This is a genomic window from Streptomyces sp. NPDC059909, assembly GCF_042730885.1.
Taxonomy (GTDB): Bacteria; Actinomycetota; Actinomycetes; order Streptomycetales; family Streptomycetaceae; genus Streptomyces.
Genome location: NZ_JBHWKX010000127.1, coordinates 1 through 11,511, shown reverse-complemented (window position 1 = coordinate 11,511; position 11,511 = coordinate 1). Strand labels below are relative to the sequence as shown.

Sequence of the window (11,511 nt, the reverse complement as noted above, 5' to 3'; positions counted from 1 at the left end):
GCATCAGCGGATGCCCGGGGCCGCCGCCCGTGTTCCGCGCGCCGCCCCTGCCGCCGCAGCTCCAGCATGGCTCCGCCCGCCAGACCTATGACGCCGCGAACACCTGCGGGCCCCCGCGGCCCGGACGCCGTGGTCCCGCAACCGAGCCGTCACTCCGGGAACGGGAATGAGCGACCATGGAGGCATAACCCGGCCCGGATCCCCATCAGGAGTTCCACGCCGCCGTCCAAGGGCGCCATGGGGATGTCACCTCGAGGAGGGGCACATGGGCATGATCGGATCCGTCGGACTGGTGCTGCACCCCAGGCGAAACCCGGGACCGACGATCGAGACCATCGTCGCGTGGGCGCGGGAGCGCCAGGCAGGGGTACTGGGTCTCCCCGACGAGGTGGGACGCATCGCCTGCAGTGCCGTCGCCGTGGACGAGGACGAGCTCGTCAACCGCGCCGACCTCGTCGTCAGCCTCGGCGGTGACGGCACCATGCTCCGCTCCATGCGTCTGCTGGCGGGGTCGGCCACCCCTGTACTCGGGGTGAACCTGGGCCGTCTCGGCTTCCTGGCCGAGGTCGACGCCGAGGACCTCCCGCTGGCGCTGAGCCAGATCGACCGGCGGGAGTACACCACCGAACCCCGTCTGGCCGTGAGCACCTGTCTGCCGTCCGGACACGAGTGCCTCGCCTTCAACGACATCGCCCTGGTGCGTGTGCCCGGCGAAGGTCTGGCCGCCATCGCCGTCGCCGTACAGGGTGAGGAATTCGTCCGCTTCGCCTCCGACGCCGTGATCGTCGCAACCTCTACGGGGTCGACCGCCTACAGCTTCTCGGCCGGCGGCCCGATCATGTCCCCGAGGGTGGAAGCCGTTCTCGTCGTGCCCGCCAGCGCACACTCCACCTTCGACAGGGCCCTGGTCCTGCCCGCCGACGAACAGGTGATGCTCGAGCTGCTGCCGGCCACGGGTCGGCTCGCCGTGGAGGTCGACGGCGAGGTGCACGGCTATCTGCACCAGGGCGACCGCCTCACCATGACGGCCCACCGCTCTGCCGCCCACGTGGTGCGTCTGGGCATGACCACCTTCTATCAGCGGGCTCGCCGCAAGCTGGGCATCAACGACAGCGCGGCGGTCGCCGACACCCCACGGGCGGCCCGGCGGAGCCCGTCGGCGGCATGAGGGCGTCCTCGGCCCGGCCCGTGTCCTCGGGTCTCACCGCTGTGGATCGGACCGGCTCGGCGAGCATGATCCGATCCACAGGACACCTCCCAGCCCCGGCGGCAGGACACCTCCCGGCCCCGGCGGCAGGACACCTCCCGGCCCCGGCGGCAGGACACCTCCTAGTCCCGGCGACCGCTGCCGCTGGTCCTGGCCTTCCGGGTCGCGTTGGCGGCGAGCAGGGCCGAGCCCAGCGGCGTGAGGGTGTGCAGCACAGTGGTCGCGTAGCGGACGCTGGCGATCAGCTGCGAGTCGCGTAACGCCTGGGTGTGAAAGGTGACGGTGCCGGGGGATATGCCCAGGGCGCGGGCGAGTTCACTTCCTGTGGCCCCCGTCGCCGACGCGCGTAGAACGAGTGCGCGGGTCCGGCCCAGCAGCGTGGTCAGCGGGACCGCGTCGTCGGCGACGCCGGGAGCGCCGGCCACCTGCCCGTGGTGCATGGTGTAGACCAGCACGGGCGGCAGTTCGGGGTCCGCCAGCACGACCGGCGCACCCCAGCAGAAGTACGAGGGGACCAATCGCAGCCCCCTGCCGCCCAGGTGCACGTCCGCGTCGACAGGATGGTCGCACTCGAGGACGGGGCTGCGCCAGCGAAACCCCGGCCCCAGGCCGGACAGCATGTCCTCGACACCCCTTCCCAGCAGGGAACGGGTACGGAAGACCCGCTCGGCCTCGATGCGGGTGTGAATGGCCTCCTCGTACGGCGCGATGACCGCGTCGTAGTACGCCCTCAGCCCCGCCGTCAGCTCGTTCCTCTGCTCCGGGTCGGCGAGACGGGCCAGCCCGCGCGGGGTGGCGGGCACCACCTCGGCCAGCTGACGGAGTTCGGCCGCCACCCGCACGGCCGGGGTGGCGCGGACGGCTTCAAGGCCCGCGGCGAGACCCTCGCTCGCGGTGGCGGGTGTGAGGAAGTCGGGAAAGTAGGCGGCTCGCGGAAATAGTGGCAGCAGCAAATTCCGCACTGTGCGCGCCAGTTCGGGACGACTCAGCTTTTCGCAGGCGCAGCGAAGCCAGGCGGCATAGGTCCCCCGGCCGCGCCTGGTCTGCAAGCGGTGCAATGACGCCGCTGTCTCCCACAGGGGATCCGGCTCGGTGGTCAGGCGGGTCCGGCCGAGATCGGGGCCGGAGAAGTGAATTCGGAGCACGGTACTCCTTCACGTGAGGTGCCTGTTTTGACAGAGCTCGAACAAGGTAGCTGCCTGTGATCGGAGGTGGCAATCTCTGTGAAGGCGCGGGTCAGCCGACTTCACCGTGAGGGGATTGAGTTTCCATATGCCGCAACGCACCCCCTGGTTCGGAATGCTATTGGACAATCCCGGGGGACCGCGCTGTGGCATTGACGGACATCGACTGCAAGGAAAAGGTGAATCCCACAGGAATCTCGTTCGCGGTGGAGCCGGCATATCAGCGGGAGCTGCTAAGCGCCTTCCACGAGCCGCTTCCTGCACTCCGCCACGTCGAAGTCGCCTTTCGGGTACTGCGGATCCAGCGCTTCCAGATGTTCCAGCAGCAGCCTGCTCACCGCCCAGTTCCGGTACCACTTGCGGTCGGCCGGTACGACGTACCAGGGCGCGGCGGCCGTCGAGCACCGCCGCAGCGCCAGCTCGTACGCCTTCTGGTAGGCGGGCCACAGGACCCGTTCCTCGATGTCGCCCTCGTTGAACTTCCAGTGCTTCTCCGGGTTGTCGAGCCGCGCCAGCAGACGCTCGCGCTGTTCCTCGTACGAGATGTGCAGAAAGACCTTGACCACCGTGATGTCGTCCTCGACGAGGGACCGCTCGAACCGGTTGATCTGGTCGTAGCGGCGGCGGATCCGCTCGCGCGGCACGAGATCGCGCACCCGGGCGATGAGCACGTCCTCGTAGTGCGAGCGGTCGAAGATGCCGATCTCGCCGGAGCGCGGCAGCTCCCGCATGATCCGCCAGAGGAAGGGATGGTCCTGTTCCTCGGGGGTCGGCGCCTTGAAGGCTCTGATCCGGCAGCCGGCCGGGTTGAGGGACCCGATCACGTGCTTGACCGTGCCGCCCTTGCCGCTCGTGTCCATGCCCTGGAGCACGAGCAGCAGCCGGCGGCGGTCGCCGGCCGCGCTCGCCGCGTACAGCCGCTCCTGCAGGCCGGCGAGGCGCTCACCGGTGGCGGCCGTCGCGGCGAGGCCGGCGGCCTTGTCGTCGGGACCGCCCGTGGCGGCTCTGGCGTCGTACGACGACAGGTCGATCTTCTCGCCCGGCGGCACGCGGAGCAGGCCTCGGAGCGGGCCGGGCGGCTCGTCCTGCTTCCGGCCGCTCTTCGACCCGTTGTCCGTCCCGCTCTTCGCCCCGTTGTCCGTCCCGTGCCTCGACCCGTTCTCCGTCACCGCACGCCCCTTCCCGTACCGGACCGATGCCACGATCCTCCGCCGGAACGGGTGCCCCCGCGAGCGATGAGCGGGGCGGACGCAGACACAGATGTGGCCCGCATGCGTGCCGCACGCGGGCCACGTGTCCCGGTCGGGCCCGGGGTTACGCCAGCTTGGCCGTCAGCGTGATCGTCGTACCCGTGAGCGCCTGGCTCACCGGGCAGTTCTTCTTGGCCTCCTCGGCGGCGGCCTGGAAGCCGTCCTCGTCGAGGCCGGGGACCTCACCGGTGACCGTCAGGTGGATACCGGTGATGCCCTCACCCGGCTGGAACGTGACATCGGCCTTGGTCTCGAGCCGGGTGGGCGGGGTGCCCGCACCGGTGAGGCCGTGGGAGAGGGCCATGGAGAAGCAGCTGGAGTGGGCGCCGGCGATCAGCTCCTCGGGGCTGGTCTTGCCGTTCGCCTGCTCGGCGCGCGACGGCCAGGAGACGGGCTGGCTCGGGATTCCGGAGGAGTCGAAGGTGACGACGCCCGAGCCCTTGAGCAGCTCGCCTTCCCAGACGGTGTGCGCCGTACGCGTGGTGGCCATGATGGATCCCTTCCCAATGAACGTGAATCGGTCCCAACCGGCCCCAACCTACTGGTCCACGAGGCCCTTCGCGTCCCGGGCGAGCGCAGTCAGCCGAGAGATGGCCCGGAAGTACTTCTTCCGGTACCCGCCCTTCAACATCTCTTCACTGAACAGCCGGTCGAAGGGGAGACCCGAGGCGAGCACCGGGATCTCACGGTCGTACAGCCGGTCGGCGAGGACGACCAGCCGCAGCGCCGTCGACTGGTCCGGCACAGGCTGCACATCGGTGAGACAGACGGCGCGCAGACCGTCGGTCAGCGCCCCGTAGCGGCTCGGGTGGACCCGCGCGAGATGCTCCAGCAGCTGCGGGAAGCCGTCGAGCGACGCGCCTTCGGTGGCGTACGCGGCCTTCGTGACCTGCTCGTCCGCGTACGGCGGCGGGGCCTCGGGCAGCCCGCGGTGGCGGTAGTCCTCGCCGTCGATGCGCACGGGGCGGAAGTGCGCCGACAGGCCCTGGATCTCGCGGAGGAAGTCGACGGCCGCGAACCGGCCCTCGCCGAGCTTCCCGGGCAGCGTGTTGGACGTGGCCGCCAGCGCCACGCCCGCGTCCACGAGCTTGCCGAGCAGCGTCGAGACCAGAACGGTGTCGCCCGGGTCGTCGAGCTCGAACTCGTCGATGCACAGGAGCCGGTGTCCGCTCAGCGTCTTCACCGTCTGCTGGAAGCCGAGCGCGCCGACCAGGTTCGTCAGCTCCACGAAGGTGCCGAACGCCTTGAGGGCCGGCTCGGCGGGCGTCGCGTGCCAGAGCGAGGCCAGCAGATGGGTCTTGCCGACGCCGTAGCCGCCGTCCAGGTAGATCCCGCGCGGCGCGGCCGGGGCCGCGGGCTTCTTCGCGAACCAGCGGCGCCTGCCGCTCCCGGTCGCGTGCGCACCGCCCAGGCCCGCGGCGAAAGTGCTCAGCACGGTGACCGCCTCGGTCTGGCTGGGCTGCTGCGGATCGGGGACGTACGTGTCGAAGCGGACGGAGTCGAAGCGCGGCGGCGGCACCATCTCGGCGACCAGACGGTCGGCGGGGACATGGGGCTCGCGGGCGCACAGGGACAGCGGGACCGCTTCGGTTATGGGACTGGTCGACACGGTCCCCAACTCTACGGGCCGTGCCAGACTGCACGGTATGCGACGCCTGTTCCCTGTGACCGACCCGACAGCCGACACCCATGATCGCGAGTGGGGGCTGGACGAGCTGGCCGACGCCTACGCCTATCCCGCCGGGGACCAGGTGTGGCTGCGCGCCAACATGGTCTCGTCCCTGGACGGGGCGGCCCAGCACGAGGGCCGCTCGCAGCCGCTCTCCTCCGACATGGACATGCGGATCTTCGGCACCCTGCGGGCGCTGGCCGACGCGGTGGTCGTCGGGGCGGAGACGGTGCGCCAGGAGGGCTACCGTCCGGCCCGCGCGCGGGACGCCTTCGCGGAGCGCCGGGCCGCCGCCGGGCAGGGCCCCGCCCCGGCCATCGCCGTGGTCAGCGCGAGTCTCGAGCTGGACTTCACCCTCCCGCTCTTCACCTCCCCACTGGTGCCGACCCTGGTCCTGACCGGCGCGGCGGCCGCCCCGGACCGGGTGTCCGCGGCCGAGAAGGCGGGCGCGGAGGTGGTGATCGCGGGCGACGGGGTGGGCGTCGACCCTGCCCGCGCCGTACGGGCCCTGGCGGACCGGGGCCTGCGGCGGCTGCTCACCGAGGGCGGGCCGAGGCTGCTCGGCCAGTTCATCGCGGCCGGGGTGCTGGACGAGCTGTGCCTGACCGTGTCTCCGACCCTCACCGCGGGGGACGCGCAGCGGATCGCGGGAGGCCCGTCGAGGGCGGTCCCCGAGCGCTTCGCGCTGGCATCGCTGCTGGAAGAGGCCGGGTTCCTGTTCACCCGCTACCGTCGGACCTGACGGATTCGACGGATCTGACAATCCGCGGAATTTGTCGCTCCGGTTAGCTTCCGGCGGGCACTATTACTCTCGGACCCCGTGCGAGCACGGGGAAGGATGGTTCCGCAGAAGGGCTCCTGACGTGTTCACAAGCGTATTGATGATCGAGAAGCCCCTCACGTCCGTCGACGTGGAATTCGTCACGACCTTGCACGGCGACGAACCGATCTCGTTCATCGTGCTCATGCAGCCGCGCGGAGACCAGGCGGATCTCCTGCTGCGCGCCATCGACGACGTCGCGATGGGAGAGCTGAAGGAAGCCGTCCGCGAGGGCGAGGAGCCCGAGGGAGAGGACGCCAGGAAGCCCGCGGAGCTCGCCCTGGAGCACTCGCTGACCGTCCTGCGGGCGGCCGGGGCGGAGGCCGTCGGCCAGGTCGTCGAGGACCACCCGCTCGACAAGATGAAGTCGGTCGTCGAGGAGTCCGGCGCCGACGAGGTCATCGTGCTCACCGCGCCCCACTACGTGGAGGAGTTCTTCCACCGGGACTGGGCCTCCCGTGCGCGGCACAAGGTCGGCGTACCGGTGCTCAAGCTCTTCGCGCACAGCGAGTAGGCGCGCAGGCGTCCACCCGGGCGCTGTCACCCCGGTGGTCCCGCCCCGTGGTCCGCCGTGAACGTGGCACGACCCCTCGGGATCCACTGGGCCATGAGCAAGGAATTAGGCTGGGGGCTTCGTACGAGCACGACGTCGCACCCCGCACCTCGCACCCTGGGAGACACACACATGGCATCCGGCATCCCCCACGCCATGGAACGGCCGCACTTCATCGGTATCGGCGGCGCCGGAATGTCCGGGATCGCGAAGATCCTCGCCCAGCGGGGCGCCAAGGTCGCGGGCAGTGACGCCAAGGAGTCAGCCACCGCGGAGTCGCTGCGGGCGCTCGGTGTGACCGTTCACATCGGACACGCCCCCGAGCACCTCGCGGACGATGCCTCCTGTGTTGTCGTCTCCAGCGCGATCCGCGCCGACAACCCGGAACTGGCCCGCGCCGCCGAGCTCGGCGTGCCCGTCGTGCACCGCTCCGACGCGCTCGCGGCGCTCATGCGGAGCGCGCGCACGATCGCCGTCGCCGGCACGCACGGCAAGACCACGACGACGTCGATGCTCGCCGTCGCACTCGGCGAACTGGGCCTCGACCCGTCGTACGCGATCGGCGGCGACCTCGCCGGGCCGGGGACCAACGCCCGCCACGGCGAGGGCGGCATCTTCGTCGCCGAGGCCGACGAGAGCGACCGCAGCTTCCAGAAGTACGACCCCGACGTCGCGATCGTCCTCAACGTCGAGCTCGACCACCACGCCAACTACGCGTCGATGGACGAGATCTACGAGTCGTTCCAGGCGTTCGTCGCCAAGATCCCGGCCGGCGGCACCCTCGTCGTCGGCGAGCACGCGGGCGCCCGGGAACTGGCGTCCCGCGTCTCCGCCCGCGAGGACCTGACCGTCGTCCGCGTCGGCGAGTCCGCGGACTCCGACGTCCGGATCCTCCGGATCACCCCGAACGGCATGACCAGCGAGGTCACCGTCGCCCTCCCGGACCGCGGCGAGCTCACCTTCACCGTCTCGGTCCCCGGCCGCCACTACGCCCACAACGCCGCCGCCGCCCTCGCCGCCGGCGTCCGCATGGGCATCGACCCCGCCGACCTGGCCCGCGCCCTCACCGCGTACACCGGCGTCGGCCGCCGCCTCCAGCTCAAGGGCGAGGCGTCGGGCGTCCAGGTCATCGACTCGTACGCGCACCACCCCACCGAGATGACCGCCGACCTGGAGGCCATGCGGGCCGCGGCGGGCGACCGGCGGCTGCTGGTCGTCTTCCAGCCCCACCTCTTCTCCCGCACCCAGGAGCTCGGCACCGAGATGGGCCAGGCCCTCGCCCTCGCCGACGCCTCCGTGGTCCTCGACATCTACCCGGCCCGCGAGGACCCGATCCCGGGTGTCACCAGCGCCCTCATCACCGAGGCCGCCGACGCGGCCGGGGCCCGGGTGACTCCCGTCCACGACAAGGCGACCGTCCCGGACGTGATCGCGGGAATGGCCGCACCCGGCGATCTGGTTCTCACCATGGGCGCGGGCGACGTGACGGATCTCGGACCGGAGATCCTGGCCCGCATGTCCCGCTGATCGAACCGAGGGAGAGCGAGCATGGCGTACGACATCGACAAGCCGGACGAGCAGTGGCGCGCGGAGCTGACACCGGCGGAATACCAGGTCCTGCGCCAGGCCGGCACCGAGCCCGCGTTCCGCGGTGAGTACACGGACACCAAGACCAAGGGTGTCTACTCCTGTCGGGCCTGCAGCGCCGAGCTCTTCACCTCGAACGAGAAGTTCGATTCGCACTGCGGCTGGCCGTCCTTCTACGACCCGAAGGACACGGACGCGGTCGAACTCCTCGTGGACAGCTCCCACGGCATGATCCGCACGGAGGTGCGGTGCGCCAGGTGCGGCTCGCACCTCGGGCACGTCTTCGAGGGCGAGGGGTACGCGACCCCGACGGACCAGCGGTACTGCATCAACTCGATCTCGCTGCGGCTGACGCCGGACGAGGGCTGAGACAGGGAAGGGCCCGGAAGCGAACGGCTTCCGGCCCTTCCGTATGTCGCACGGCATGTCGTACGGCGCGTCCGTATGCCGTACGGCGCGGCTCAGGCGGCCGGAGCCGATGCGCCGGGCTGGACGCCGGCGTCCGTGCCGTCGTGGGTCGCGTCCGGCTCGACGCCCATGGTGATCGTGCCGACGACACCCCGGTCGATGTGCCCCTTGCGGTACTTCAGCTTCAGCAGACCGCCCGTGACCCCGCTCTGGTCGTAGATGGTGTCGTCCTGGAGCTTCGTGCGCTCGGTCGTGCTGGTGCTGTACGGGGCGACCTCGGCGGAGGCCAGGACCGACTCCTCGTCGAAGAAGAACTGGCCGGTGTGGCAGGTGTGCCCGCCTTCGTAGCCGGAGTACGTGAGCGTGCCGCCCACGTGCACCTTGGTGTGGATGTGCACGGTACGGCCGCGGTACCAGCCAGGGAAGATCGTCCGGAACTCGACGAAGCCGCCGCGGTCGGTGAGCTGGGTGCCGCGCAGGTAGCGTTTGTCGTCGGTGGGCTCCTCGTGCATCCCGCCGCCTCCGCCGGGGCCGCCGGACGGGGGCGCACCGGTCGGGGTACCGGTCGGTGCGCCGGTGGGGGGTTCGCCGGTCGGCGTGCCCTCGGGAGGTGTGCCGCCACCGCCGCCTCCACCCGTACTGAGACTCTCGTAACCCGAATAGATGCCGAGCGCATCGCAATGCCAGATGTCAACGGCCGCATTGCGCAGCGGCTTGCAGGTCTCGGCGTCGATCACCTTGAGCCGGAGGGTGAGCGGGATGCCCTCCTTGCCCTCGGTGATGTCCTTGCGGATCTTGTCGGCGTCGATGTAGTACGGGCCCTCGGTCGTCTCCGACGTGAGCTTGTAGCACGCCTCACCGGTGGCTTCGGCGCGCTTGCTGTCCTCTCCTGCGGAGGCCGTCGTCACGGCCACAGCGCCGATCCCGGCGGCCGCGACTGCCGCCCCGCCCGCCAGGAGTACCCGGCGCCGCGACATGTTCCGCTTGTGAGCCGGTCCCTGTGCCTGTCCCTGTCCCTGTGTTTCTGTCATGAGCAGGGACGCTAGGCAGCGGAGCTGAGAGGGGCGTGGGCGCGAGCTGTGAGTTCCTGTGAGCCCGGCCCGCGCCAGGGCCCGAGGCGGAGATGCGGTGGCGCCGGCAGCGGTACTGCATCGACTCGACCTCGCCGGGCCTGAGCCGAGCGCTCGAGCGCCGAGAGCGGGCCCGGGGCGCCCGGCTACGCGGGCAGGACCGCCTGGATGCCGGAGAGGGTGAAGACCCGCTCGTCCTCGCGCAGATGGCAGTACGCGTAGAGATGGGGCGGGTCGAAGTCCATGCCGCTCACCGTACGGACGGTGCGGCTGCCCGAGGCTGCGATGTACTCGATCGTGATGGGTTCACCCTCGTGGATGGCGTGGGCGAGCTGCCGGATGTCCGTGAGGGTGAGTGCCTTCGCGCAGCCCGCGAGGATTTCCTCGGTGTCGCTGCCGAAGGGGATGCCGCGGTCCGGGGCGGGGTGCGGTTCGCGGTCCGGGGCCAGGAGCAGGCGGTCGGGGAGGTCGGAGGCCGGGGCGACGGGGTGGGTGGCCTTTCGCGGGCGGGGGAGGGGCTGCGTGGCGCGGAGCTGCTCGGGGCGTTCGATGCGGACCGAGCCGTCGTCCGCCTCGGCCACGGGTGCGTACCCCTCTTTGCGCAGGGCATCGAGGGCCTTGGGCAGCGGGGTGCGACAGAGCAGCACGGTCGGGGCCAGCGAGCGCAGGCCCAGGGGCGCGAGCCCCCGGTGGACGGCGATCTCGGCGAGCAACGCTGTGTCGTCGCTGTGGATCACACATGCTGCGGGGGCGAGACGGAGCTGCCCGTGCCGGCGTGCGGTGTCGGCGATCAGATACGTGAGGGCCTGGGGCAGCGGGCCGTCCGAGACGTCCGCGAGGTCCGCCTCGACGTCGGCCGGTGTGCGGCCCGCGTCCAGCGCGCGGCGCAGCGACGCCGGGCCGAAGCGCCAGACGGAGGCCGTGCCGTGGGCCTCCCGGTCGGCGAGCGAGTCCAGGAGGGCGGCGAGCCGGGCCGTGGGGGTGCCGGTCACCACCGCGGTGAGATCAGCCCCCATGCGGACCTTTCCGGAGGCGCCCGGCAGCAGGTTCGCGGCACGCCGGTCCAGCAGCGCGAGGTCGTCGTCCAGCAGTGCTGTCCCGAAAGGGGACAGGGCGCCGCGGGCGAGGACGCCCAGCAGCCCGGCCTCGTGGATCAGTGCGGCGAACGGTGTGCTGTCCTGCGGAAGTTCATGGGCGAACGGCCGGTACCAGGCCACGAGCGCGCCCAGGGCGGCCGTATTCCGTACGCCATGTGAGCCGGGAAGGCCGGCCGCGGCGGTCAGCAGTCCCTGACGGGCGACCAGACAGCCGGAGCAGGGTGCCTTCCGCGCCACGGCCGGCAGGGCCTTGCCCTCGTCGTTCCGTGCAGCGGAGGGCGTGGAGCCGAGCAGCCACCAGGCCCGGAGCAGCTCGCCGTACCGGTCGGCGGGTTCCCGCACCGCCCAGTCGTCGTAGGCATCGGTGACGAGCAGGTTCCGGCCCTCGTACGCCAGCAGCCCGGCCGCGTACGCACACTCCAGCACCAGCCGCACCACCGGCTCTTCGGCCTGAACCGCCTTGCCGATACGGCCGAGTTCACCTGATTTCTCCCAGGAGGCCCCGTCCTTCAGGGCGGGGAGGAATGGGTCCTTGGCGCGGAGCCGCGAAGCGGCGGAGTTCCCTGCATAACCGTCGTGACCTGTGCTTTCGGCTGTTGTCAGTGGTGACGCTTAGGTTGTTGGCGTGAAGGTCGTGGTGCAGGTGAAGCTGCTGCCGTCGCCCGA

At 71.0% G+C, this 11,511-nt stretch carries 11 protein-coding genes; 5 read left to right on the top strand and 6 right to left on the bottom strand.

Annotation, left to right across the window (positions count from 1 at the left end):
* The first annotated feature begins 265 nt into the window (after window positions 1-265).
* Window positions 266-1,168, top strand: a complete 903-nt coding sequence (locus ACFV9O_RS38055) for an NAD(+)/NADH kinase (protein ID WP_385427018.1) — start codon at window positions 266-268, stop codon at window positions 1,166-1,168.
* A gap of 161 nt (window positions 1,169-1,329) precedes the next feature.
* Here the strand turns inward: ACFV9O_RS38055 and ACFV9O_RS38050 are convergent, their stop codons facing one another.
* The 4 genes from ACFV9O_RS38050 to zapE all read right to left on the bottom strand — a co-directional run bounded on the left by ACFV9O_RS38050 (window position 1,330) and on the right by zapE (window position 5,259).
* Entirely contained in the window at window positions 1,330-2,169 is an 840-nt protein-coding gene (locus ACFV9O_RS38050) for an ArsR family transcriptional regulator (protein WP_385427015.1), read from the bottom strand.
* Window positions 2,170-2,624: 455 nt separating this feature from the next.
* Window positions 2,625-3,560 carry a polyphosphate kinase 2 family protein gene (locus tag ACFV9O_RS38045; protein WP_385427013.1) on the bottom strand — a complete coding sequence of 312 codons (936 nt, stop codon included), beginning with the start codon at window positions 3,558-3,560 and terminating at the stop codon, window positions 2,625-2,627.
* A 145-nt stretch (window positions 3,561-3,705) separates the two neighbouring features.
* Window positions 3,706-4,131, bottom strand: coding sequence for an OsmC family protein (locus ACFV9O_RS38040; RefSeq protein ID WP_385427010.1), 426 nt, complete (start codon window positions 4,129-4,131; stop codon window positions 3,706-3,708).
* A gap of 48 nt (window positions 4,132-4,179) precedes the next feature.
* Window positions 4,180-5,259 (bottom strand): cell division protein ZapE, encoded by a 1,080-nt coding sequence (gene zapE / locus ACFV9O_RS38035; protein WP_385427007.1) that lies wholly within the window; start codon window positions 5,257-5,259, stop codon window positions 4,180-4,182.
* A 28-nt stretch (window positions 5,260-5,287) separates the two neighbouring features.
* On the opposite strand from zapE, the gene ACFV9O_RS38030 reads away from it, so the two are divergent.
* The 4 genes from ACFV9O_RS38030 to msrB all read left to right on the top strand — a co-directional run bounded on the left by ACFV9O_RS38030 (window position 5,288) and on the right by msrB (window position 8,639).
* Window positions 5,288-6,052 (top strand): pyrimidine reductase family protein, encoded by a 765-nt coding sequence (locus ACFV9O_RS38030; protein WP_385427004.1) that lies wholly within the window; start codon window positions 5,288-5,290, stop codon window positions 6,050-6,052.
* 121 nt (window positions 6,053-6,173) lie between these two features.
* Window positions 6,174-6,644 carry an indole-3-glycerol phosphate synthase gene (locus ACFV9O_RS38025; protein ID WP_385427002.1) on the top strand — a complete coding sequence of 157 codons (471 nt, stop codon included), beginning with the start codon at window positions 6,174-6,176 and terminating at the stop codon, window positions 6,642-6,644.
* A 171-nt stretch (window positions 6,645-6,815) separates the two neighbouring features.
* The gene (gene murC / locus ACFV9O_RS38020; protein ID WP_385426999.1) at window positions 6,816-8,210 is read left to right on the top strand and encodes a UDP-N-acetylmuramate--L-alanine ligase; all 1,395 of its coding nucleotides are present in this window, start codon (window positions 6,816-6,818) and stop codon (window positions 8,208-8,210) included.
* A gap of 21 nt (window positions 8,211-8,231) precedes the next feature.
* The gene (gene msrB / locus ACFV9O_RS38015) at window positions 8,232-8,639 is read left to right on the top strand and encodes a peptide-methionine (R)-S-oxide reductase MsrB (RefSeq protein ID WP_385426996.1); all 408 of its coding nucleotides are present in this window, start codon (window positions 8,232-8,234) and stop codon (window positions 8,637-8,639) included.
* A gap of 92 nt (window positions 8,640-8,731) precedes the next feature.
* On the opposite strand, the gene ACFV9O_RS38010 is transcribed toward msrB, so the two are convergent.
* Complete coding sequence (locus ACFV9O_RS38010; protein ID WP_385426994.1) at window positions 8,732-9,709, bottom strand: intradiol ring-cleavage dioxygenase; 978 nt, start codon at window positions 9,707-9,709, stop codon at window positions 8,732-8,734.
* A 185-nt stretch (window positions 9,710-9,894) separates the two neighbouring features.
* The gene (locus ACFV9O_RS38005) at window positions 9,895-11,280 is read right to left on the bottom strand and encodes a helicase-associated domain-containing protein (protein ID WP_385426991.1); all 1,386 of its coding nucleotides are present in this window, start codon (window positions 11,278-11,280) and stop codon (window positions 9,895-9,897) included.
* Between the last annotated feature and the right edge of the window lie 231 nt (window positions 11,281-11,511).